Source organism: Arthrobacter rhizophilus, assembly GCF_026241105.1.
Lineage (GTDB): Bacteria > Actinomycetota > Actinomycetes > Actinomycetales > Micrococcaceae > Arthrobacter.
Window position 1 is genome coordinate 113,948 of record NZ_JAPFFT010000006.1, and the last position, 25,320, is coordinate 139,267.

Annotated in this window: 15 protein-coding genes and 1 tRNA gene; 15 read left to right on the top strand and 1 reads right to left on the bottom strand. The window is 62.9% G+C overall.

What is annotated here, in order from left to right; translation table 11 throughout:
- Positions 1-98: 98 nt before the first annotated feature.
- The 3 genes from rsmA (at position 99) to OOZ51_RS07525 (ending at position 3,867) form a co-directional block, all read left to right on the top strand.
- Positions 99-980, top strand: a complete 882-nt coding sequence (gene rsmA, locus OOZ51_RS07515) for a 16S rRNA (adenine(1518)-N(6)/adenine(1519)-N(6))-dimethyltransferase RsmA (protein WP_265978645.1) — start codon at positions 99-101, stop codon at positions 978-980.
- Positions 977-1,954 (top strand): 4-(cytidine 5'-diphospho)-2-C-methyl-D-erythritol kinase, encoded by a 978-nt coding sequence (locus OOZ51_RS07520; protein WP_265978646.1) that lies wholly within the window; start codon positions 977-979, stop codon positions 1,952-1,954. Before rsmA ends, OOZ51_RS07520 begins: the two co-directional genes overlap by 4 nt.
- A 71-nt stretch (positions 1,955-2,025) precedes the next feature.
- Positions 2,026-3,867, top strand: coding sequence for an ABC-F family ATP-binding cassette domain-containing protein (locus OOZ51_RS07525; RefSeq protein ID WP_265978647.1), 1,842 nt, complete (start codon positions 2,026-2,028; stop codon positions 3,865-3,867).
- A 760-nt stretch (positions 3,868-4,627) separates the two neighbouring features.
- On the opposite strand, the gene OOZ51_RS07530 is transcribed toward OOZ51_RS07525, so the two are convergent.
- Positions 4,628-5,227, bottom strand: a complete 600-nt coding sequence (locus tag OOZ51_RS07530) for a TetR/AcrR family transcriptional regulator (protein ID WP_265978723.1) — start codon at positions 5,225-5,227, stop codon at positions 4,628-4,630.
- Positions 5,228-5,502: 275 nt separating this feature from the next.
- Between OOZ51_RS07530 and OOZ51_RS07535 the strand changes: the two genes are divergently transcribed.
- From OOZ51_RS07535 to OOZ51_RS07590, 12 genes are all read left to right on the top strand, one after another.
- Positions 5,503-5,574: transfer RNA gene (locus tag OOZ51_RS07535), tRNA-Gln, on the top strand.
- Between the two features lie 217 nt (positions 5,575-5,791).
- Positions 5,792-7,228, top strand: coding sequence for a bifunctional UDP-N-acetylglucosamine diphosphorylase/glucosamine-1-phosphate N-acetyltransferase GlmU (gene glmU / locus OOZ51_RS07540; RefSeq protein ID WP_416346360.1), 1,437 nt, complete (start codon positions 5,792-5,794; stop codon positions 7,226-7,228).
- Positions 7,225-8,205 (top strand): ribose-phosphate diphosphokinase, encoded by a 981-nt coding sequence (locus OOZ51_RS07545; protein ID WP_265978650.1) that lies wholly within the window; start codon positions 7,225-7,227, stop codon positions 8,203-8,205. Before glmU ends, OOZ51_RS07545 begins: the two co-directional genes overlap by 4 nt.
- 286 nt (positions 8,206-8,491) lie before the next feature.
- A complete protein-coding gene (locus OOZ51_RS07550) occupies positions 8,492-9,064 on the top strand; it encodes a 50S ribosomal protein L25/general stress protein Ctc (protein WP_265978652.1) in 573 nt (190 codons plus the stop codon).
- A 104-nt stretch (positions 9,065-9,168) separates the two neighbouring features.
- Entirely contained in the window at positions 9,169-9,753 is a 585-nt protein-coding gene (gene pth / locus OOZ51_RS07555; RefSeq protein ID WP_265978654.1) for an aminoacyl-tRNA hydrolase, read from the top strand.
- Positions 9,754-10,616: 863 nt separating this feature from the next.
- Positions 10,617-12,914 carry a LuxR family transcriptional regulator gene (locus OOZ51_RS07560; RefSeq protein WP_265978655.1) on the top strand — a complete coding sequence of 766 codons (2,298 nt, stop codon included), beginning with the start codon at positions 10,617-10,619 and terminating at the stop codon, positions 12,912-12,914.
- Entirely contained in the window at positions 12,892-15,651 is a 2,760-nt protein-coding gene (locus OOZ51_RS07565) for a LuxR C-terminal-related transcriptional regulator (protein ID WP_265978656.1), read from the top strand. The genes OOZ51_RS07560 and OOZ51_RS07565 overlap by 23 nt, the downstream gene beginning before the upstream one ends.
- A gap of 213 nt (positions 15,652-15,864) precedes the next feature.
- Positions 15,865-18,651: a helix-turn-helix transcriptional regulator gene (locus OOZ51_RS07570; RefSeq protein WP_265978657.1), complete on the top strand. Its 2,787-nt coding sequence runs from the start codon at positions 15,865-15,867 to the stop codon at positions 18,649-18,651.
- The gene (locus tag OOZ51_RS07575; RefSeq protein WP_265978658.1) at positions 18,648-21,329 is read left to right on the top strand and encodes a helix-turn-helix transcriptional regulator; all 2,682 of its coding nucleotides are present in this window, start codon (positions 18,648-18,650) and stop codon (positions 21,327-21,329) included. Before OOZ51_RS07570 ends, OOZ51_RS07575 begins: the two co-directional genes overlap by 4 nt.
- A 564-nt stretch (positions 21,330-21,893) precedes the next feature.
- Entirely contained in the window at positions 21,894-23,279 is a 1,386-nt protein-coding gene (locus tag OOZ51_RS07580) for a nucleotide sugar dehydrogenase (RefSeq protein ID WP_265978660.1), read from the top strand.
- A 30-nt stretch (positions 23,280-23,309) separates the two neighbouring features.
- Positions 23,310-24,314, top strand: coding sequence for a dTDP-glucose 4,6-dehydratase (locus OOZ51_RS07585; RefSeq protein ID WP_265978662.1), 1,005 nt, complete (start codon positions 23,310-23,312; stop codon positions 24,312-24,314).
- Between the two features lie 121 nt (positions 24,315-24,435).
- Entirely contained in the window at positions 24,436-25,212 is a 777-nt protein-coding gene (locus tag OOZ51_RS07590; protein WP_265978664.1) for a hypothetical protein, read from the top strand.
- Positions 25,213-25,320: the final 108 nt, after the last annotated feature.

Genomic DNA, 25,320 nt, shown 5'->3' on the forward strand with positions numbered 1-25,320 from the left:
GAAATTGGCCGGGCCCGGAATCTCCGGGCCCGGCTTTTTCGCACCCGAAGATGGCAGAGGGGCGCTGCCGTGAGTCGGGCAGACGATACGATACCTAGGTGACTGAACCGAATTCCGAACACGCCGCCGTCGCACCCCTTCTGGGGGCTGCGGACATCCGACGGCTCGCCGAAGAAATCGGTGTCCGCCCAACCAAAACCCTGGGCCAGAACTTTGTCATTGACGGCAACACCATCCGGAGGATCGTCTCGGCCGCCGGTATTGATCCCGAGGAAACCGTGCTGGAGGTCGGGCCGGGGCTGGGTTCGTTGACGCTCGGCCTGCTCGACGCCGCCAAAACAGTTGTCGCCGTCGAAATCGATCCCGTACTGGCCGGCAAGTTGCCGGAGACTGTCCGCGCGTGGCGCCCGGACGCGGTGGATGATTTCCACCTTGTCATTTCCGACGCCATGAAGGTCACCGAGCTTCCTGTGCAGCCCACCGCCCTCGTGGCCAACCTGCCCTACAACGTGGCGGTGCCCGTTGTCCTGCACCTCCTCCAGCATTTCCCGAGCTTGCAACATGGGCTAGTCATGGTCCAGGACGAGGTGGCGGACCGGCTGGCCGCGGGCCCGGGTTCCAAAATCTACGGCGTCCCTTCGGTCAAGGCCGCTTGGTACGGCCGCATGCGCAAGGCCGGAGTAATTGGCATGAATGTCTTCTGGCCGGCCCCGAAGATCCATTCCGGACTGGTGTCCTTTACGCGGGGCGCGCCACCGGCAACGCACGCCACCCGGGAGCAGGTTTTCGCCGTCATCGATGCCGCGTTTGCCCAGCGCCGCAAGACGCTCCGGGCGGCCCTGGCGGGCTGGGCAGGCAGCGCGGCCGAGGCAGAACGATTCATCGTGGCCGCCGGCGTTGATCCGACTGCCCGCGGAGAGGTCCTCGATATCAACGCGTTTGTCCGCATCGCCGAGGCCCGCCACCCCCTGGACGCATGAATCCGGCAATCAGCGGTGTGAACCGCGCCCGCTTCGTCGCACGGACGGTTCGCGTCCGGGCGCCCGGCAAGGTGAACGTCTCCCTCAACGTTGGCCCGTTGCGGCCGGACGGCTACCACTCTGTCGCCAGCGTGTATCTCGCGGTGTCCCTGTACGAGGAAGTCGCCGCCACGAGCACCGAGGGGCAGGGAATAACGGTCAGCATCAGTCCGTCAAGCACCCTGGACCTCGACGGGGTGGACATACCCCTGGATGAGCGGAACCTGGCCTACAAGGCCGCCGCGATCATGAGGGACGTCTCGGAGAACGCCACCGGAGTGCACTTGGAAATCACCAAGCGCGTCCCGGTCGCGGGAGGCATGGGGGGCGGCTCAGCGGATGCAGCGGCCACCCTGCTGGCCTGTGATGCCCTCTGGAACAGTGGCTTATCACGCGAGGAACTTGCCCATCTTGCGGCTGAGTTGGGCGCGGACGTGCCGTTCTCGCTGCTTGGAGGCACCGCCGTCGGGCTTGGCGTCGGCGACGAACTGTCACCGGCCCTCGCAAAAGCGCAAATGGACTGGGTCTTGGTCTGTGCCGACTACGGACTCTCCACGCCCGAGGTCTTCCACGCGCTGGACAGGCTCCGGAATGCCGAAGGACTCGACATTCCCGAACCGCTCGAGGTCGATGCCAAGATCCTGCAGGCGCTGCGCAACGGAGATCCGGGCGCCCTGAGCAAGGTCCTCATCAACGACCTCCAGCGCGCGTCGATCGACCTGGCTCCGCAGTTGCGGGACACCATCGGGCTAGGGGAGTCGAACGGCGCCCTCGCAGGGATTGTTTCGGGTTCGGGCCCCACTGTGGCTTTGCTCGCGCACAACCCTTCCGCGGCCCAGGGACTTGCCGACGACCTGCGGCATCTGGGGCATAACGCCCTTGCTGTTCACGGACCGGTTCCCGGAGCCCGGATCATCTCCGATACCCTCCTATGACAACCTGCCTTGGCAAATTTTTTCGACAAGCAGCGAATTTCCTGATTGTTCACACCAGAAAGTAGTACCCAGTGGCCCACCTGCTCGGCGGTGAAAACCTCACCGTTTCGTTCGCAACCCGCACCATCCTCGACGGCGTAACCCTTGGTTTGGAGGACGGCGACAGGATCGGCATGGTTGGGCGCAACGGCGACGGCAAATCCACGCTCATGCGCTTGCTGGCATTGCGATCGACGCCGGACTCCGGTCGCGTGACCAAACGAGGCGACGTGAATGTCGGTTACCTCGACCAGTCCGATGTGCTCGACGGCGACCTCACCGTGGGGGCCGCGATCGTCGGTGACCAGGCGGACCACGAATGGGCCGCCAACCCCAAAATCCGCGAAATCATGGGCGGCCTCGTTGCCGACGTGGATTGGCACGCCAACGTGCATGCACTTTCCGGCGGGCAGAAGCGCCGAGTGGCCTTGGCCAAGCTGCTCATCGAGGACCACGACGTCATCATGCTCGACGAACCCACCAACCACCTCGATGTGGAAGGCGTGGCCTGGCTCTCCCGGCATCTGAATACCCGTTGGCGGGCAAACCAAGGCGCGTTCCTCGTGGTGACCCACGACCGTTGGTTCCTGGACGAAGTCTGCAACCGGACCTGGGAAGTGCATGACGCCATGGTGGACCCGTTCGACGGCGGCTACGCGGCGTACGTGCTGGCCCGTGCCGAGCGTGACCGAAGCGCATCCGTCGTCGAAAGCAAACGGCAGCAGCTGGTCAAGAAAGAGCTGGCGTGGCTGCGTCGTGGCGCCCCGGCCCGGACATCGAAGCCCAAGTTCCGTATTGAGGCCGCCAACGAGCTGATCGCCGATGTTCCCGATCCGCGCGACTCCGTGGCCTTGAGCAAGATGGCAACCGCCCGGCTTGGCAAGGACGTGCTGGACCTTGAGGGCGTCTCGCTTGATTTCGTGGGCGGTGACGCCGGCCAGAAGCTCTTCGACAACGTCACCCTGCGCCTCGCGCCGGGGCAGCGGCTTGGACTGGTGGGCGTCAACGGTGCCGGAAAATCCACGCTGCTGAGGCTGCTCAACGGGGAGATCGCGCCGAGTTCAGGCAAGGTCAAGCGGGGCAAGACTGTTGTCACCGCCGTGCTCAGCCAAGACGTCAAGGAGATCGACGACGTATCCGATCTTCGCGTGATCGAGGTCATCGAGCGCGAAAAGCGCTCGTTCAGCGTAGGTGGCAAGGAGTTCACGGCCGGGCAGCTCGTGGAGCAACTCGGGTTCACGAAGGAAAAGCAGTGGACTCCAGTCTCAGACCTTTCCGGCGGTGAGCGGCGCCGCCTGCAACTCCTGCGGCTGCTGGTGGGCGAGCCCAACGTCCTGATGCTCGACGAACCCACCAACGACCTTGATACCGACACCCTGGCCGCCGTCGAGGACGTACTGGATGGCTGGCCGGGTACGCTCGTCGTCGTCAGCCACGACCGCTACCTCCTGGAACGCGTCACGGATTCCCAAATGGCACTCCTGGGCGACGGCAAGCTGCGCGGGCTTCCAGGCGGCGTGGACCAGTACTTGGAATTGCGCGAAGCGGCCCTTGCGAGCGGTGCAGTGTCTGGTGGCGCCTCAAGCGGGAGCAGTCGCCCGACGGCGGCAACCGGCTCAGCTTCGACTGCTGCGGCTTCGGGTCCCAGCGAGGCAGAAAAGCGTGAGGCCCGGAAGGACCTGAACAGGATCGACCGGCAGTTAGGCAAGATCGCCCAGCAAGAAGAGAAACTCCACGTCCAGATGGCTGCCAAGTCCCAATCCGGCGACTTCGACGCACTCGGCGAACTGAACACCAAGTTGCAGGAACTGCTCGAAGAAAAGGAAGTCCTGGAACTCGAGTGGCTCGAGGCGGCGGAGGTGCTGGGGGAGTAGGTCGGCTGGGACCGGAGCCTGAGGTTCCGCGCCTGGTGCCTGGTCACCTCGGGTGCCGGGGGTGGCGCCCTTCCGCGTCGCTTAGCGCGGAGGTTCCTTCCCAAAGCTCGCAAGCCCGCTTCGGGGCCCTCGGAACGCCGCTTCAACGCAAAAGGGCTACTCGCTCGCTGAGCGTGCTCCCCGGCCCGTTGCGCCGCGATGCGCTCCTTTCCGAAGAACCGCCGGCCGGCGGTCGCGAGGGGCGGCGGACTTCCGGCGTCGTCTTCCGGAGGTCTACAAGGTCCAGGGCATTCGGAACTCAAGGCGCGGTAGGGAAAGGGACGACACGCGGGGGTGGGACTGCGGATGGGTTCGGCGGATTTCGACAGCCTGATTAGCCCATGACGCGGAGACGGAACGAGGACACGCGGATTCCGGTGTCGTCACGGATTTTGTGTGTCGGCGGGGCGCATGGGCGTCGAAAGTCGAGGCGCGGGTCGGAAGCGGTTGCTTGGTGAATCGTGGGCGCTTCGCGACACCCAAATGGACACATGACGCGGAGACGGAACGAGGACACGCGGATTCCGGCGTCGTCAGGGATTTTGCGTGTCGACAGGGCACATCTGCGTCGAAACCAAGAACGAAACATTGGCAAGAGCCGTGCCGCGGGCCTTCGGGTAGGAACCTCCGCGCTAAGTGACGGCGAAGGTGATCAGCCGCGTAGGCGACCACGGACACGGTCGCGGGGGGCGACCGAGGCATGATCCGGGGCAACCTGAACCTAGCCCTCGCTCCGCAGTTCCGGTTCCTTTTGCAGGCCTGTCAGTCCGTTCCACGCCAAGTTAACCAGGTGCGCGGCTACTGCGCGCTTGTCGGGCTCGCGGTGGTCCAGCCACCATTGGCCGGTCATTGCCACCATGCCTACGAGCATCTGGGCGTACATCGCGCCATCGGCTGCGCTGAAACCGCGCCGGGAGAATTCGTCGGCGAGCAGGTTTTCCACGCGGTCCGCCACATGGGAGAGCAGGGTGGAGAAGGCGCCTTCGGGCTGGGAAGGCGGGGCGTCCCGCATGAGGATCCGGAAGCCGTCGCTCCGCTCTTCTATGTAGCCAAGCAAGGCTAGGGCCGCCTGTTCAACGAGGACGCGTGGTTTGGCTTCGGCTGCCAGGGACTGGTTAATGGCCTCCAGTAGGATTCGGAATTCGATCTCCACCACTTGCGTGTAGAGGCCTTCCTTCGAGCCGAAGTGCTCGTAAATGACGGGCTTGGACACTCCTGCGGCCGCTGCGATTTCGTCAATGGTGGTGGCATCAAGCCCGCGGGCTGCGAAGAGGCCCCGGCCTATCTCGATGAGCTGGGAACGGCGTTGGGATCCAGTCATCCGGGCACGTACAACCTGGCCTGAGGGCACGTGGTTGATCACCTTGGAACCCGTCGAGCGCGGGGGAAGTCCTGTGCTGTTGCTCACGCATCTATCATGCCTCACGCCAAGCGTGAAGCGGCTCGTGGAGGGCCCGCCAGCTCGGTCGGAAAGGACTCGGTGATGCGCCAAGTCGCGAACACCGCGATGGTCATGGCAAACTAGATTCTTGTGTGTGCGACCCGGTCAATCGGGAACCCGCGGGCTAAGCGTCCGCAAGGGCCACGCGCACACGGTCCGCCCTGGTGTAATGGCAGCACCCCGGCCTTTGGAGCCGTGGAGTATAGGTTCGAATCCTATGGGCGGAACTTGTCGGTGATCTGCCGGCACCGCCTCTGAAGGCACTGTCTCTCCCGAAGCTGTCCATTGGCTGCGCAGAAGGCTGTGAATCGGCAAGAGTAGGATAGAGCAGATGCCGCAGCCGGGTTCGCCCGGACGTAACCGAGCAAGGAGAGCGACTTCGTGAGCCCCGATACTACTGGCCCCGCCGCTGTAATCGTCCTAGCTGCCGGAGCCGGTACGCGCATGAAGTCGCGGACTCCCAAAATTCTCCACGAAATCGGTGGACGTTCCATGGTGGCGCATGCCATCCTTGCCGCACGTTCCATAGATCCCCAGCGGCTGGCCTTGGTAGTCCGCCACGAACGGGACCTCGTTGCCGCGCACGTTGAGCTGATCGATCCCGACGCCGTCATTGTGGACCAGGATGATGTTCCCGGAACCGGGCGTGCCGTTGAGGTAGCTTTCGATGCCCTCGATGCGAAGGCCGAACTCACCGGAACGGTAGTGGTCACGTACGGCGATGTTCCTTTGCTGACCGGTTCCCTCCTCTCCGAGCTTGTCGCCACGCACGAATCCGAGGGCAACGCCGTGACGGTCTTGACCGCCATCCTCGACGACGCCAATGGATACGGACGCATCCTTCGTGGCGAGGACGGCACAGTGCTGGGCATCCGCGAACACAAAGACGCCAGCGACGCCGAACGCTCCATCCGCGAGGTCAACTCGGGTATCTACGCTTTTGACGCACGGGTTCTCCGCACGCAGCTGCACAAGGTGACCACCGAGAACATCCAGCGCGAAAAGTACCTCACCGACGTCCTCGAACTGGCGCGCGACGCCGGGGGCCGGGTTTCCGCCGTCGTCACCGAGGACCGCTGGCAGGTGGAAGGTGCCAACGACCGCGTCCAGTTGGCCGCGCTCGGAGCCGAGCACAACCGCCGGATCATCGAAGCCTGGATGCGGTCCGGCGTCACGGTCGTTGACCCGGCTACCACCTGGATCGATTCCACCGTCACCCTGGACGAAGACGTCCGCCTCTTGCCGAACACGCAGCTTCACGGTGCCACCACTGTGGCGCGGGACGCCGTCGTCGGGCCAGACACGACCCTCACCGACGTTTCGGTGGGCGAAGGCGCGAAGGTTACCCGCACCCACGGCGCGGGATCCACGATCGGGGCCGGGGCCAGTGTGGGTCCGTTCACGTACCTGCGCCCGGGCACGGTCCTGGGGGAGACCGGCAAGATCGGCGCTTTCTACGAGACCAAGAACGTGACCATCGGGCGCGGCTCGAAGCTGTCCCACCTCGGCTATGCCGGCGACGCCGAGATCGGCGAGGACACCAACATCGGCTGCGGCAACATCACGGCAAACTACGACGGCGAGAAGAAGCACCGCACCGTGATCGGCTCCGGTGTGCGGACCGGGTCCAACACGGTCTTCGTGGCTCCCGTGACGATTGGCGACGGCGCCTACAGCGGCGCTGGCGCCATCATCCGCAAGGACGTTCCCGCCGGAGCCCTCACCCTGAGCGTTGCCCCTCAGCGCAACGCCGAAGGCTGGGTCATCGCCAACCGCCAGGGCAGTAACTCGGCCCAGCTGGCGCAAGCCGCGCTGGGCTCCGCTGCCACCCCCGATTCATCAAGTACCCAGGCAATCACAGAAGAGGGCATACAGGCATGAGCGAAATTACCGCACACGGCGAGAAGAAACTAGTTCTCGCTGCCGGACGGGCGCACCCCGAGCTGGCGCAGGAAATCGCCAAGGAGCTGGAAACGGAACTCCTGCCTATCGACGCCTACGACTTCGCCAACGGTGAGATCTACGTGCGATCGGCGGAGAGCGTCCGAGGCACCGATGCCTTCGTCATTCAGGCACACCCGGCCCCCCTGAACAACTGGCTCATGGAGCAGTTGATCATGATCGACTCGCTGAAGCGCGCTTCGGCCAAGCGGATCACCGTGGTCTCTCCGTTCTACCCCTACGCCCGCCAGGACAAGAAGGGCCGTGGTCGCGAGCCGATCTCCGCCCGCCTGGTGGCGGACCTCTACAAGACCGCCGGTGCGGACCGGATCATGTCGGTTGACCTTCACACGTCCCAGATCCAGGGGTTCTTCGACGGCCCGGTGGATCACCTCATGGCGATCCCGCTGCTGGCCGACTACATCCGTACCAAGGTCGAAGCAGACAACATCACCGTTGTTTCGCCGGACACCGGCCGCGTCCGCGTGGCAGAACAGTGGGCCGAGCGCCTGGGCGGCGCGCCGCTGGCGTTCGTCCACAAGAGCCGCGACCTCACGGTGCCGAACCAAGCTGTCTCGAAGACCGTCGTCGGGCAGATCGAAGGCCGCACGTGCGTCTTGATCGACGACATGATCGACACCGGCGGAACGATCTCCGGCGCCGTCCAGGTCCTCAAGAACGCCGGTGCCAAGGACGTCATCATTGCCTGCACGCACGCTGTGTTCTCCGAACCGGCGGCGCAGCGCTTGGCGGATTCCGGCGCCCGCGAGGTTGTTGTCACCAATACGCTGCCCATTCCGGCAGACAAGCGCTTCCCGCAGCTCACCGTGCTGTCGATCGCGCCATTGATTGCACGCGCCATCCGCGAAGTGTTCGACGACGGCTCTGTCACCAGCCTGTTCGACGGCAACGCTTAACAGCTTTCTCGGTTTCCTCGGCTTCCTCGGTTTTCGGCAATCGGGGCGGGACTGCTAAACTCTTGGGGATACCTTGGCGAGGGAGAGCACATCCGGATTGCGTTTCTACGTGATTCCGGATTGCGGGTCTCCGTTATCGACTGGGTCTGAATCTCCTTCAACGAAGGCGGACCGGCTGCTCCTGCGGCTGGGATTCCGCTGGGCGTGGAAGGTCACCACAGACCTCCGCCCTTGCTGATCGACTTGCCTGGCATTGTGCCGGCGCCACAGTAATCAAGGAGTACACATGTCTGAGCAGAAGCTCGCAGCAGAACTGCGCACCGAATTCGGCAAGGGTTTCGCCCGCCGCGCCCGTTCGGCCGGCCAGATCCCGGCCGTCGTCTACGGTCACGGCGCAGAGCCCATGCACATCAACCTGCCGGGCCGCGCCACCACGCTGGCCGTCCGCGTTTCCAACGCCCTGCTGTCCCTGGACATCAACGGCGAAGAGCACCTGGCCCTGGTGAAGGACATCCAGCGCGATCCGATCAAGCAGATCATCGAGCACATCGACCTCCTGACCGTCCGCAAGGGCGAAAAGGTTACCGTTGACGTTTCCGTGCACGTTATCGGTGAAGCTGCCATCGGCGCCGTCGCCAACCAGGAAGCCACTACGGTTTCCCTCGAAGCCGAGGCTACGCACCTGCCGACATTCGTCGAAATCAGCATCGAAGGCCGCAAGGCCGGCGAGCACGTCCACGCCTCGGACATCGTCCTGCCGACCGGTTCGGAACTGCTGACCGATCCCGAGACGCTCATCATCCACATCTCGGAGGCCACTTCGGAAGCCGAGGAAGAGGCAGCTCCTGCTGCCGAGTAGTCTTCGCGACTAGCTGGGGCAAAAGCCTTTGCGAGTGGCCGGGGCCCTGTGGGGTCCCGGCCACTTCTGTTCGTTCAACCCCCTTGATTCCCTAGGATGACTCCATGACAGACACTTGGCTGATTGTCGGCCTTGGCAATCCCGGCAATGAATACAGCCACAACCGCCACAACGTCGGCCAGATGGTCCTGGACGAACTTGCTTCGCGCATGAGCGGAAAGTTCAAGGCCCACAAGTCGCGGGCGCAAGTTGTGGAGGGCAGGCTCGGGATCGGCGGCCCGAGGGTGGTTTTGGCGAAGCCAATGAGCTACATGAATGTTTCCGGGGGTCCTGTTTCCGGCCTGGCCAAGTTTTTTGATATCGCTCCGGACCACGTGATTGCGGTGCACGACGAAATTGATATTCCCTTCAACACCGTCAAGTTGAAGATCGGCGGGGGAGAAGGCGGCCATAACGGCCTGCGGGATATCTCCAAGGCTTTGGCAACCAAGGACTACCTGCGGGTCCGTGTGGGCGTCGGCAGGCCGCCTGGCCGGATGGACACGGCGGATTATGTCCTCAGGGATTTTGGATCGTCGGAAAAGAAAGAGCTGCCATTCCTCCTGGATGAAGCGGCAGACGCCGTTGAAGTATTGATGACCGAGGGTCTGCTTGCCGCCCAGCAGAGATTTCACGCCGTGAAGGCCTAGTCCCCACCGCCTCCCTTGCCTCGCTTCGCTCGCCCAGGGAACCCTGGCGGCGTGGGCCCACCCACCGCCTCCCTTGCCTCCCTTGCCTCGCTTCGCTCGCCCAGGGAACCCTGGCGGCGTGGGCCCACCCACCGCCTCCCTTGCCTCCCTTGCCTCGCTTCGCTCGCCCAGGGAACCCTGGCGGCGTGGGCCCACCCACCGCCTGGAAGGCGCTGATCCTGGCAGCGCGGCCGCCCGGGGATCCCCGGGGCGCGCCGTTGATTCCCATGTACCCAATCCAATTGTTTAACAAGTACCCTGATGGCTCGCCCACTGACTAATTGATTCGGGGGGATCGCTATGATACTTTGCAAATCACTGCTGGGGCTGAGGGAATTACGAAAGCAAACGACCCGCTGAACGTCACGTCCGCCAAAGCTACGAAGGTAGCGTGATCTAAATTGCGAGCAACACCGGAATCTGAAATAGGGCGGCATCCAACGGAGCGGCAAGCCCTTGGCGCCGCAGAACGTCGGAAATGGTCGTCGCTGGTCCGGCAGGATCTTCAGAGCACGGTTATAGAAGCGCTCGGCGAGCCATCTTTTTATGGAGTGGTGGTAGTTGGAGCACCCGGGGTTGGCAAAGCGACGTTTGCCCGCTCCGTAGAGACACGGCTCGCCCCAAAAACACACGTACTGCACCTCCACGGTTCAGCGGACACCACAATTCCCTTTGGGTCGATGGCCCATCTGGTCGCCCGATTGCCCGCTGATGCTGGAGATTCCCCCGGGGCGATCATCCACGGCATATCGCAAATGATAAGTTCGGACGCCGCGGGGCGCGAAGTGCTGTTGGTCCTATCGGAACTTCCTGCAATGGACACCATGAGCACGGCCGTACTGGTGCACTTGTTAATTAGTGGCACGGCGAAAGTCCTCGTTACTGTCCGCCAAGTCACTGACATGCCGGAAGACCTGGTCAGGTTGCTGAAGGACGGACTGCTCCACGAAGTTCAGCTCCAGGTTTTTTCCCGGGCGGAAGTGGCCAAATTGCTCACGGGCGTCCTTGGGAAACGAGTGACCGCAACTGCCGCAAGTGCCCTGCATGCATCCAGCGGTGGAAATCCCTTGGTGCTCCAAGCCATTGTCACCGAGCAGCTTCGCTCGGGGAACCTGCATCTGGCCGGACAGGTTTGGGCGATGAAAGGCGAAATCCATCTTTCTTCCGCGGAAGTCCTCACCGATCTGGTCCGTTCCCGACTTGCCCGGGAGCGCCCGGCGGTCCAGGAAGCGCTGGAGCTGCTTGCCCTCATCCGGACGGCCCCACTCGCCGTGCTGTTGGACGTCCTGGAACCTGAAGTGGTTGCGGAGATGGAGTGGTCCGGTTATCTTCGCATCGAACCGTCAGGCGCCCGCCGTGTGGCGCTGCGTGACGAGTACATGGGTGAGGTCATTCGAGGCTGGATGGACCTGCCACGACGGAATGAACTGCGCCGGCTAGCCGCCGGGGTTATCGGTGGCATTACGCAGGACCTGGACGCCGAGGCCCTCCTGGGGTTTGCCTCCTCCACGTTGAACGTACGCGAAACGTTGGAACCCACTGTGGCCCTGGCGGCTGCGACGGCCGCGAACAGGCAATTCGATCCTTGGTTCGCTTTGGAATGTGCCCGGCAGATTGGGCGGGAAGACAAGGAGTGGGTGGCCGCGGCCCAGCAACGTTGTGTTTCCCACGTCATCCTGGCCGAGCACGAGGCTGCGGTCGCCGCTTTGAAGGATGTGACGCCCGAGCAACTTCAGCGCCTTTCGGCGTACGACTACGCGGACTATGTCCAGGAGCTCTGCAGCGCGCTGCTATGGATTCCGGGTGGGCACCTGCAAATTCCCGGTCTGGTCGCCGATGCGGAGGAGGACCTTGCCCGCCGATCACAAGCGGGCGGCACTGATGCCGCCGAGCTTGAGCGAGCACACGGGATGCTCAAGCTCGCCCGATTTGAGCTTCAGGTCCATCAGGGCGAATATTTGGAAGTTACTGAAGCCTTGGAGCAGGAATACCGGGATGGCAGCGACCTCCAACAAAGGTTGAGTTGCGGAAGCCTGCTGACGATGGCCTGGGCGGTACTTGGCCGGGAAATGGAGGCAATCGAACTGGCGCGCGAGCTGAAGCACAAAATACAGCGGGCAAAGGCACAGCCCCGGTTGCACAACTGGTTGTCCGAAGGCCTGTTCGCCGCCCTGCTGTGCAGCGGACAATGGGAAGAATTGGCCCAGATGCTGACAGCGACACTCGACCAGCAGCCGAAGAACATCCACTACCTCGGCGGCGCGGCCGAGCTTGCCTTGGGGGTTTCCTACACGTACGCCGGCCGGGCCGCAGTGGCGATTGACACCCTTCTGGGAGCCCAGGCGCAGCTGGAGATCAGACGCAACTACTACGGACCCGCACTGGCATACTCTGCGTTGGCCTTTGCCTATGCGCAGGCCGGCGATGTGAAGGAATCCCGGACGTTTCTCGAATTGGCGGAAAAAGGGCAAGGGGAGACGGCGTGGTTTCCCGCATGGATGGCCGAATTCTGTGTCAAGATGGCGCGGCGCTGGTTGAAGGATCCTGGAGCGAAGCAGAGCCTGATCGAGTCGGCCAACCGGGACCTGGCGAAAGGACGGACCACGACGGCGTCCATCAGCCTCTTCGGGGCCACCGTCCACGGTACCGAGGAGGAGCTTTTGCTTTTGGAGCAGGTTTCATCACGCCGCCAAGGCAAGATGGCGGCCGTGAACCGGATGGTGGCGGAAGGAACCCGAAAGAAGGACCCGAAGACCTTGCTGCTGGCCGCCTCCGTTGCCCAGGAGCTGAAGTTGGATGCGGTGGAGTCGCGCTGCGCCGTCCTGGCACTGGACATCGCCCGGGAAGCTGGCGATTCATCATCCGTCAGGTTCGCCCAGCAACGGTTGGACCGCCTGGTCGGCACCGTTCCGGTACTGCCCCTGACACCACATACTTTCGGACCCGAACTGACGGAAAGGGAACGGCAGGTTGCAAAGATGGCCAGTCAAGGGTTGAGTAACAAGGAGGTGGCCAACCAACTGCAGGTTTCGGTCCGAACAATTGAAGGCCACCTCTATCAGATCTTCACGAAAATGGGCATCTCATCAAGGAGCGAGCTTGAAGGAACCGCGCAGGCATGACAACGCTGCGGCGTTGCATGGTCCTGCCGGAGAAGGCGGCACTAGGCCGCTTGAACCTTGGCTGGACTTTGGGCATTTGCTCCCTGGAATTACGGCCGCAATCCGTGCGGATGACTGTTCGGCTGTCTTCATCGTGGGCGATTCAGGCCTCGGCGCCTCATCCCTTCTAGCCCAGCTCGGGAGTATCTTTGGCAAGGACTTTGCGGTAGTCCCGATTCATGGAAGTCCGTCACTTACTGCCGTCCCTTATGGGGTGTTGGCCCCGTATCTGGCACAACTTTCCGTTGCCGACATTTCCTCGCGCGTGGCAGTGCTGCGCGCCCTTTGGGCTCACCTTGAGAGCATCCGCAGAGGTACCGGTCCAGCTTTGCTCCTGGTCGATGATGCGCACTACCTGGACGACGCCACGTGCGCGATGCTTACTGAGCTTGTTCAGGCAGGATGGGCCAAACTCGTGGCCGCATGCGTCCCCCGGCCGGGGGTACCGGGACCCCTCTTGCGCCTGTGGCACGAAGGAAGTGCTGAGTGGTTTGACTTGGAGCCCCTGACGGCTGAGCAAGGCCACGAATTGTGCGAGGCCTTGCTGGGGGGAATCGTGCTGAGCAGCACTAGCCACGGATTCTGGACCGAGGCCGGAGGCAACACCCTGTTGTTGAAGACCCTTGTTCGGGAAGCCGAAAGCTCGGGTTCGCTTGTTCAGCGGCACGGTGTTTGGCTCAAGACAGCCGCAACACCCATCCACACTGTGAAGCTGGAAGCTGTGGTCAAGCTTCAGCTCATGCGCATTTCGTCCGCAGGCAGGGATGCCCTGAGCTTGATCGCACTGGCCGAGCCGGTGGACGAGAAGCTGATCAACGTTGTCGCCGGTGAAACGGCCGTGCAGGAGTTAGTGGACCAGCATTTGATCAAGCCCTCCGGCAATGGGTTGCCAACCCTCCGGCTCGTCTCTCCCGTCTACGGAGAGGTACTTCGCAGCGTCGTCCCAGCTGCCCAGAGCCTGCAACTGCACCGACAATTGATTTCGCGGATGGACGTTTTGGAAGACAACCCGGACTCCCTCCTGCGGATGGTTACGTGGTCCCTTGACTGCGGGGCAGACGTGCCCGACCGTCTCTTGATCAGAGCGGCGGTCCTTGCCGGGAGGCTCCTTCAAAGCGAGGCGGCATTGCGTATGGCGACCGCCGTGCGGGATATGCAGTGGCAAACGGTTGCTCAGGCCATCATGGCTAGGTCGTACTTCAACCTTGGCCGCCGCGACGAGGCCGCGGCAGTCCTGACCCAAGAAACCCTGGACGGCGACGCCGGACCCTCCCACCTGATATTCGGCAGCCTGCTTCGTGCCGTCACGCGTGCCGCTGTGGGTCAACCCGCTTCCCTGATCCTGGCCGATACCAAAGCTTTCCGTGAATGGGGCGAGCAGCAACCCGGCCTCCAGGGGCAGCAGACACCGGAACTGAAAGCCGCAGTGCCACTTGCTGTCGCCCTGATGGGCCTGGTTGCTGGTTCCTTGGACGGTGAATACCGGCGGATGGGCCCGGACCTGGAGCGCGTCCTCCTTCAGGATCGATCCGTAGAAGGTTCCTCGGCGGTTCTGTTCAAGGCCTTGGCGTTGTCCCTGAAGTCAGAGCGGCTCTGCGCCCTCGGCTTCGGACGCCAGGGGAAGCTGCTGGCGTTGGAAGCTGCCGCCGTGGAACAGCCCCAAGAGAACGATATATTCTTCGTCCCCGAGTTCATCGCTGCCCGCCAGGTCGTTTGCGCCTTGGCTGCCGGGGACTGGGCGGACGCTCAAAAGCTCCTCGACAGCTACTACGAATCGTCGGGTGTCGCCATGGCTTCCTTCGGCGGGGCAGCTTACGTAGTACTCGGCTATGTTGCCATCAGGCAGGGAAAATCCGGCGATGCCTTGCCGCTGCTAACTGCCGGCCTCGAAGCCTTGAGGGACAGTGATCCGCAGAATCTCTTCGGTCTGTGTGCCGCAATGGCATTCTATGCGGCAGCCGGCGCCGGGTTGCCTGAAGCTGAACGCTTCAGGGCGGACTACAAGTCCTGGGGGCAACACGGCATGCATCTTCTCTCGGCCCAAGCCAGCAACTTTTTCGAAGCCGCGATTGAACTCCTCAAAGGTGACGGCTCCGGCGTCGAAGGGTTGTATGTCAACGCTGACGATGCAGCGAAAGAAGGCGCTACCTTCCTTGAACTACATGCCCTGGAGCTGGCGCTTGGCCTGGGAGACACCACCAGGCTGGACCGGTTTTGCGAAACTGCGGCCGCAACTGAGGGCGCGTGGGCCCAATCCCTTGCTGAGTACGGGCTGGCACTCAAGTTCGGGGGTGCCGGCCGGTATTTGTCCGCGGGGGAGAAACTTCAATCAGCCGCTGTCTACCACCTGGCCGCGAGGTCTTACAGCTTGGCGCTGGATGCCCCGGATCGTGGACGCACCAAAGAGCTCATGGCGGTCGCGCGGGCGGGGCTGGCCCGCTGCAACGAAGAATTGGGTCAGGGAGGCGAGGAAACACAGCACGAATCGGTGTCTCCAAGACTGACCAAGAGGGAATGGGACATTGTTAATCTGGCGGTCCAGGGCCTCAGCGACCGGCAGATTGCGGACACGCTGCTTATCTCGGTCCGCACTGTCGAAGGACATCTGTACCGGTGCTACTCGAAATTGGGGATCACCGGAAGGGACGAACTTGCCGGGGCTGTCGCCGTCGTACAAGCCTCACCCGAGGCCGGCTGAACCCGAGGAAAGACGCACAGCATTGGTAGCGCACTCTCGCTTCGGGGGGGACGCTACTGCCGGCGCCGAGTAGCCGCCACCCGCGGCAGGGGTACTCATACCCGCATACGAGTATCGGGCCGTAGGAAAGTCGAGTACCCACTACTGGTGTAGGGCGGACGCCTAGCTGGTTAATTGGGGGGTGTCACCACTCGATCACTGGGGGTCTCGCTCATGTTGACAGCAGGCAGTGCATCTACGGTCCACGCCGCTCGGTCCGGAAACGGGTCGCGGTACCAGGCATTCGACGCATCGTCGTCTTCATCCCCCATGGAAGGCGGCGAGGGCAAGTCGGTGGTCTCGATGGCGTGGCCGCCGATTGGACCCAGGGCCACTGTTGACGACATCGCACTTGCGCTCGCAACATCCAAGGGTGGCGTACTCGTTACGGGCCCGTCCGGGAGCGGCAAGAGCTACTTGACCAACCGCGCGGTGAACGAAATTCGTGGGCATTCGTTCGTCGTCGTCATCCGTGGCAGCGCCGCGCTGGCGGGATCACCGTACGGCGCCCTCAATATTCTCTTGAGCGATCTTGACCCGGGGTACCTGGCCCATCCTGTCCTGGTGTTGTCAGGACTCACCGCCTTACTCCGTGAGCGTTCCGAGGGAAAGCCGGTGTACCTGGTCATTGAGAATGCGGCCGAGCTGGATGAGTTGGCGGCCATGACGGTGGCCCAACTCGCGCGGAACGGCGCTGCACAGCTTGTCCTGACCTGCACGGATCCGCAGCGGCTCTGTGGCGAGATCACGAGGCTCTGTGGCGACGGCTTCCTGAACCGGATAGACCTCAAACCACTTACTTTCCAGGAATCACACGCCTGGCTCGAGGCCGGCCTTGGAGCAAAGGTCTCACCGTCGGGTGCCCACGCCCTTTGGGCAGCCAGCGGGGGCAACCCCCACTACCTCAAGATGCTCGCGGCAGAGCTCTCCGAATCGGGAGCGCTTCTGAAGCGCGACGGCGTCTGGGTTCTGACGTCACGGAGCGAACTGCACGGCCGGGCGATCACGGATCTCATCACCACCCGGCTGGGCCGGATGGGCAGCGGCGAGCGCAAAGTCCTGGAGATCCTCTCACTGGCAAAGGCCGTCCCCCTGGAATCCCTGCTGGCGCTCGCGTCACCGGACGATGTGGATTCCCTCGAGAAAAGGGGCGTCCTTGTGGTGGACGATTCGCTGCCCAGTATGGCCAGGCTGCAAAGCCAGCTTGTGGGCGACGTGGTCCGGGCCAACGTTCCTCCCGGCCGCAGCAACGAACTGCGGGACATGCTGGCCCAAGCGACGAATCCGTCCCTTGGCCAGCGCCTGATGTTGCTGCACATGGCTTCCTGGGCATTGGACTGCGGAGCCGAACTCGGTACGGAAGAAGCCCTGGACGCTGCCGCCGTGGCGAATCAGCAACTTGACGCGCGGCTGGCCTTGCGCTTGGTCCGCTCCATTCCAAACTACTCCCTTATGCCCGCGGCTGTAGCCGAGGAAGCCCACGCATTGATGACACTGGGTGACGTAACCGGTGCCCGGAACGTCTTGAAGCAACACCAGGAAGGACCCGGGGATGAACCCACCCTGTCTGCATGGGTACGGCTCAAACTCGCCGAGAGCTCGGTCCTTCTGGCCCGACGCGAAACCACTGCCCAGGCTTGCGAGACCTTGGCACAGGTCCGGCGGCGCCTGGACGACGGAACTGAGACGGTCGGTGGAGGGCAGGATATCGCCGGACTTCGGGAGGAACTTGTCCTGGCAGAATCGCAGGCGGCCAGCTATTCGGGTTCCTACGCTGAGATGGCAGCAAAGCTGGAAGAGGTACTTCAAGACTTTGAGTCCCACGGCACGGAGTTCCGTCTACTCGCCGGAAGCTGGCTGTGCGAGGCCTGGGCCTTGACGGGACGGCAGTCCGAGGCGGCGGACATGGCCGAGCAGCTGATGGCCGACTGTCATGATCCTGCTGTTTCGGTCGCGGCAGCCCGCCGTGCGACATCGCGCCTCAGGTTCGCCTTCGTACTTGCCGGAAGGTGGGATAAGGCAGGGGAAATGGTCCAGCCGGAGGACGACGTCTTGGTCTCGACGGCAGAGGCACTCCCCACGGCCCTTGATCTTCCCAAAGCGATCTTCCTTTGCCTCCAGGGACGGGCCCAAGACGGCATGGAAGCGCTCGTTCCAGTCATAAGCCAACTGCGTGTCCAGGACAACGAAGGCATGCTCGATGTCGCCTGCACTGCGGCTGCCTACGCGTCGGCATTACAGGGTGAGCACGATCAGGCCCTGCGCTACCTGAAGGAAGCGTCCACCCAGCAGCGCAGACCGACTTGGCGGAAGGAGCGGACGAAAAAGTACCTCGCGGCGTTGGCCCGGGAGCGCCTCCAGGGCCCCGAAACCGCCGTCGAGGAACTTCTCCGCTTGGCCGACGCCGACCGGAACGAGGGTGCTCCCGGTCACGAGATATTTTGCCTCAGTTCAGCGGTTCGGCTGGGTGCTGTGGCGGCCGCTCCCCGGCTGCTGGACTCGGCACTCAGTTGCCAGGGACGATTTGCTGAACTGTGCGCCGTGTACGCGAGGGCGATGATATCGGGCAGCGCCGAGATTCTTCTTGAGGCAGCACGGTTGGCCGAAGACATGCAGAACGACAGGTTCGCCTTCGACATCGCCGAGACCGTGTTGCATCTGGAACACGTCCAGTTGGACAAGTCGGCACTCCGGAAGGCCCGGCAGCTTGCGGAGACCTGTAGGCAGCGCCTGCGCACCCCGCAGAGCGGCAACCAAGAGGGACTGAAGCTGACTGCGCGCGAGTTGGAGATTGCCAAACTGGCGGCAAAACGGGAAAGCAACAAGGGCATCGCCGCGAAACTCCACGTTTCAGTACGCACGGTAGAGGGGCACCTCTACCAGATCTTCGGCAAGCTGAAGATCGTGGAACGCTCGGAACTGAGCTTTGCCCTTGGCAGCGTTGAAGGTGGTGCGCGATGACTGAGGTGGTTTCCACCGAACCGTTGGTTGGACGATTCAGCGTCATGGCCGCCGTCGTCGATTGTCTTCTCGATATCAACGGCCCGGGTGTGCTGCTTTTCGGCGATGCAGGCATCGGCAAGACTGCACTGATTAACGAAGTGGTCCATGAACTGGGCCATCGGATCCGCCCCTTCAGGGTCTTTGCCGGCCCGACTCTGGCATCGGTACCCTTTGCGGCCTTGGCGCCACTGTTGACCGCCCTGACACCGGGCCAAATCAACGAGCCGTTGTCCGTCCTCAGGGCCGTCGTGGCGGCATTGAACCCGGCAGGGCAGCCGCACCCGGCACCGGCCGTCCTGATCGTTGAGGACGCACATCACATCGACGACAGGAGCGTGGCTGTCCTGGCCCAGCTGGCGGCAGCGGAAGCCGCCAAAGTCGTATTTTTGTGCCGTCCGTATCCTGCCCCGCCGGCAGAGGTTTTCTCGATGTGGTCCGAGGGACTCGTGGATCGGTTCGACCTGCATCCCCTCAACGAGCAGGAAGTTAACCAACTTTGCGCCCAGGCCTTGGACGGGCCAGTCGTCCAAGGCGCCAGCGCCCTCCTCTGCAAGTACTCCGGGGGAAACCCGATGTTCTTGCTGGAGCTCATTGACCACGCCAAGTCACTTGGCCAGTTGATTTGCCGTAACGACGCCTGGATGCTTTCGGGTGAGCTTCGGGGAACCAGCGTGCGTTTGATGGACCTGGTGAGAAACCAGATCCTCCTCTTGGGACCCGAGCTGCGTGAGACCCTGGAGACCGTAGCGTTGGCAGAGCCAGTTCCGCTGAACGTAGTGCAACAGGCAAGCTACTCCGACGCCGTGGATGAACTGCAGGAGCTGCATTTCATTGAGATCGCGTCCGACCCCGCACGGCATGTCCGGCTGGCCCAGCCGCTGGTCGGCGAAGTGATCCGCCAGCTGGTCCCCACTGCCCACAGCATGACCATTCGACGGCGCATCGTGGACTTGATGGAGGCCAAACCGCAGACCATGGACGGCCTGCTGCGTTACGTTTCATGGGGGTTGGAATCGGGCACCAAGGTCCCGGATGCCGACATCCTGGAAGCGGCCCAACTGGCAAATCGGCTGTTCATCCCTAGTTACGTGGAACGGGTGGCCGGTGCGATCAAGGATCCGTCCCTGCGACTCGCCGCCCAGGTGGAGGTGGCACGGGCCAAATGGTACCGCGGTGATATTAGGGGAGCGGTGTCGTCTCTTGCCGGGGTAGTGGACCGGACGAGTGATCCGCGGACGGTCCGGTACGCATCGATGTTGGCGGCCCAACTTGCTGGGCGGCAAGGCGTCGGGCCGAACGCCATCAAGCAGGCAGCCTACGAATGGGAGGCGGCCCTCGCCAGGCTCGCCGAGGCTCCGCAGGGCATCGACCCCGGGGAACTGGAACGCGGAAAGCTGGGAAGCAGGCTCCTTTCGCTGCAAGGCCTCCAAGCGGAAGGCCACTATGTCGAGACGGAGCGCGAGCTCCGCCAGATTTGGAACGAAACCGACGACGACGAGTCCCGCCTGGTGGCGGGAGCACTCCTCGCGGAGGCCATGGCGGTCACGGGCCGGCCGGTCTCAGCCCTCCAGATTCTGATGGGTATCCAGGAGATGGTCGCCACGAGCGGCGATTGGAGCCTGCAGTACGCGGGCTTTGTCATGCGCTGCTACATCCTGGCCCTGCAACAGGCGGGTGAGTTTGACGTTCTCGACACTTTCCTCAGGAATCATGTTTCCCAAGGACCGAACTCGCTGATCTATTCGGGCGGGATGCTCCATCTGGCAGCCGGAATGGTGGACTTGCGCAGGGGAGACCTGGGGCTTGCGCTGCCACGGCTTCGCCAAGCGGTCAGCATGCTGCGGGTCTCAGACATGGGTAGTGACCTGCCCGACGCCGTTGCTGCCGCCGCGTACGCGGCGTCGATCCTGAAACGCCGTGACACGGCTGCGTCGTACTCAAGCGAGTACGACGCAATGATCCGGGAAGGTGTGCATCCGTCCCTGCTGGCTCAGGGCCATGCGGCAGTGGCGAGAGCCGAACAGACCGGCTCGCAAGTGGCGATCGCGCGGCTCATGTCCCTTGCGGATTCGGCCGCCGCGGACGGCGCGATAGGCGCTGAGGTTGAGATCCTGATGTTGGTTTTGAGGCTGGGAGACCCGAGCGTGGCGCGCAGGCTGGCCGCGGTAGCCGAGGGCACTGAAGGCCGCACTGCGGAGTTTGCCCTGAGCGTTGGGCTGGCCCTCACGCACAAGGACGCGGATCGACTCATTGAGCTCAGCGAATCAGCGTCCCGGGAGGGACTGGAACTCGCTGCAGCCGATTGCGCGGTCCACGCCCTTCGGATTCTGGAGAGCAGGGGGGACAAAGCGCGCCAGCTTGAGGGACAGCGACTTCTCAAACGCCGCACCGCTGCCCTCGACAAGGCAGGTCCGGCTATGGATGGGAGTACCCCCGATCTCCAGAAGCTCACCCGGCGTGAGCAGGAAATCGCAGCGCTTGTGCAGTCGGGATCAAGCAATAAGGACATTGCGCTCAGCTTGGGACTGTCATTGCGCACCGTTGAAGGCCACCTCTACCGGATGTTTGCCAAGCTGGGCATTAGCCACCGTGAAGACTTGATGAACGGTGCCGGCGGTACGGAGAACCTGGGCTAGCCGCTACCGAAAGTTCGGCTGCCCGATGCACTGCGGCCACTCCATTGCGGTGCCCGTTTCCCCTAGTCTCCTTCCGCCGTCGTCCGGGTTCCGAACTCCCGATCCCTTGGTGCGCACAACAGGGATGCGGGCCTTATCTGAACCGCGATGCGCGGGATTCACGGGCACGAAGGCCAAAAGCGAGTACTGAATCGAGTGGTTAAAAGTGCTCGGACGGGTAGTCAGCGGATTCGGGCGGCACAGCGTATCCAAAGACGGGTAGGGCCCACTCGCGCCCGCCCTAGGGGTTGGTTAATACGCTCTTTCTTGATGGCAACCGCCAATCAATTGGGGACGAGTGGGTCTCGAGATGAAACGCAGGAAGAATTCTTTGCTACAGGGAAACCAACCGGTAATCCGGCGAGAAATCAGCTCCAATGCGACCGGTTTCCCGCGCTCTGCGGGTACCCCCACAAACGAGCCGGCGGCGCGCGGTCTCGTGCCCTCTGAGACCAGGGCACATCCCGTTTCGTCGCCGGCTTTTTTTCACGCCGGAGACAACAGGCACCGGGAGGTCGACTGACCATGACACCGAACACGAAGGTAAACACTCTCAAGACAGAGCTCAACGGGAAGTCTCAGTCCGTGCACGCGCCGGTGCCGGCATGGCCGGAGGGCGGCGAAACTCAGACCACAACCACGCAGGACCAGACATTCACTTTCGACGTGGCGATCGTGGGCATGGGATACGTAGGCCTGCCCACGGCCTTGGCCATCAACGCCTCCGGCCGCCGCGTACTGGGCCTGGATGTGTCCGATGCCCGGCTGGCCGTGATCCGCGAGCAGCGGGCAGATCTTCTGGATTCCGACAAGGAGCGGCTCAGCAACGCACTCTTGGACCCGACCTTCATGTTGAGCAGCGATTTGTCGTTGCTTGCCCACGCGGCGGCCGTGGTTGTTTGCGTTCCGACCCCGGTTGACGAGTATTTGGTCCCGGACCTCGGTATTCTCCGGGCGGCCTGTGCCTCCGTAGTCGACTTTGCCACTACTGGCCAGCTGCTGATGCTGACCTCCACAACGTATGTGGGATCCACCCGTGACCTGCTGGCCTTGCCGCTGGCTGCCAAGGGGCTCATTCCGGGCAGGGACGTGTTCGTTGCATTCTCGCCGGAACGCATCAATCCCGGGGTGGACTCGTTCTCGCACGAAGACGTTCCCCGGGTAGTTGGCGGCGTGACCCCGGCATGCGGTGAAGCTGCCGAGCGGCTTCTGAGCGCGAGCACCAAGTTGGTCCACGTAGTGCCGTCGGCGGACGTCGCCGAAATGACAAAGCTGGTGGAAAACACCTTCCGGGCCGTCAATATCGCCTTGGCGAACGAGTTCGCCGATATCTGCCATGAACTCAACATGGAGGTCATGGACGTCATCGATGCGGCCTCCACCAAGCCCTACGGATTCATGCCGTTCACACCTGGCCCCGGAGTCGGCGGACATTGCATCCCGTGCGACCCCCACTACTTGCTGTGGCAATTGCGCAAAGCCCGCTTGACGGCACCAGTGATCGAACAAGCGATGGCAGGAATTGCAGGCAGGCCGCACCAAGTGGTGGAAAAGGCCCGGCGCATCCTGTCGGACCGAAACCACGGTGTTGCCGGCGCGCGCGTGATGGTCCTCGGGGTTGCCTACAAGCCCGATGTCGAAGATCTTCGGGAATCCCCGGCGTTGGAGATCATCGCAGCCTTGATCGCCGACGGAGCGGAAGTAGCGTACTCCGATCCCTGGTGCAAGACCGCGCCCGACGGCCATGGCGGGACGCTCAAATCCGAGCAATCGCCTGCTGACTGGGGGGCGGATCTGGTGATCCTGCACACAAGGCACAGTCAGATGGACATTGACTGGCTGGCCGGAGCATCCGCAGTTTTGGACACCACGTACCGCTTGCCCAAAGCCGACAACGTAACCCGGCTCTAGATCCACCAGGTTTAGACGGAAGCAGGAGAAATGAAGACAGCAGTCACCGGCGGTGCCGGATTCATTGGCAGCCACCTCGTTGAGCATTTGTTGGCGGCCGGCGACCAAGTTGCGGTCTTGGACAATTTGTCGACGGGACGCCTCGAGAATCTCAAGGGCGTGATCGGCCACGGGAATTTCCACTTCGTGGAGGGCACCATTCTCGATCGGGACGCCGTGGACAAAGTTGTGGCGGGTGCCGACAGGGTCTTCCACTTGGCCGCCGCCGTTGGCGTGAATCTGATTGTGGACCACCCGCTGGAGAGCCTCCGCACGAACATCCATGGCACGGAAGTGGTCCTGGACTCTGTCCTGGAGTCGGGCGCCTCACTATTGCTGGCATCCACGAGCGAGATCTACGGCAAGAACACTTCGGACAGCCTTTCGGAGGAGGCGGACCGCATCCTTGGATCTGCGCTCAAGTCGAGGTGGACTTATGCTGCGGCCAAAGGTATTGACGAGGCATTCGCGCATGCATACTGGCGGCAATTCGGGTTGCCCGTTGCTATCGTGCGGCTCTTCAACACGGTAGGACCTCGCCAGACAGGCCGCTATGGAATGGTTGTCCCGCGACTTGTGAGGCAGGCGCTCGTCGGCGAGCCTCTGACGGTGTACGGAGACGGCCAGCAGACGAGGTGCTTCTCCTACGTCGGTGACATCGTTCCCGCCATCACCCGTATTTCGGAGGAACCGCTGGCCTACGGGAATGCGTTCAACCTCGGTGGGAGCTACGAGATTTCCATTCTTGCGCTGGCCCAACGGATCGTTGAACTCCTCGGGAGCGAAAGTCCCATTACCCTCGTTCCTTATGAGCAGGCTTACTCCGAGGGGTACGAGGACATGCGCCGGCGCGTTCCGGACAACAGCAGGTCCCGCGAGCTTGTTGGCTTCGACCCGAAGACCACCCTCGATGAAATCATCCTCAACGTCGCAGCCGACTACAAGCCGGCCAAAGTCCTGGATCCTTCGGGTTGGAAGGTCACCCTGGCCTCTTGAACGAGGGAGCAGGATAGCCTACACCGTACGGACAGGTGGCCGGACACGTGGAGGATCCGCCAACCGGTCGCCTGCCCACGCCAGACGAACGACCTGCCGAACCCACTCCCAGGAGCGCGATGTGAATTCCTCAGGATCCGGACCCGGGCGCCCTGGTCGCGGTGGAGTGGCTGCACTTGCGGTCCTGGCCCTGCTGACTGCGGCGTGCACTGGGCCGGCACCAGGGCCGAGTCCCTCATCCACGGCCGCCGGGCGATACCCTTGGCACACGGGAATCGTGGCAACAACCTTTTGGGTAGGGGAGATCTTCGACCCTAAGGCAGCTGATGGCAGCCAGGTGATGTCCACTTACGACTCCCAGTGGATGCAGAGCTATGGAGGCTGTGACGGTGTCATCAAGGCCGGCTGCACCACCGAGGCAAGAACGCAAGCCAAAGGATTTGCGCCGACCAGCATGACTCCGAAAGAGAACCCGTTTTACCTGGATCTTCCCTATGACGATGTCAACGATGCCACGGCCTTTGCCGAACGGGCCAAAGTGATTCCCTGGGCCAACGACCCCGGTTTTGCGGGCAACGAGAAGAACCGTTCCTTCAGTTACATGAAGAACCAGTGGGTCAGGATCCGCAAGGGCGGCCATGAATGCTATGGGCAGATCGAAGACGCCGGTCCCGGCCAATACCACGACAAGAACTACGTTTTTGGCTCCAGTGACGCCCGGCCTGTCAACACGAACTTCAACGGGGCCGGCATGGACGTCTCACCGGCGCTCAACGGGTGTCTCGGCTTTTCCGAGCTCGACGGCGAATCGGACAAAGTCGATTGGCAGTTCGTGCCGCGGGACCAGGTTCCTTCGGGGCCGTGGCTGGACATCGTCACGGCCAGCCAAGTGAAGTAGGCCAGGCGGCCGGGGCCGGGGCGGTCCGAAACAATCCGCTACCGCAATCCCTCAAACAATCCCTTGAAAACTGGAGGTACCCATGGAATGGCTTAAGAGGCTTTTTCG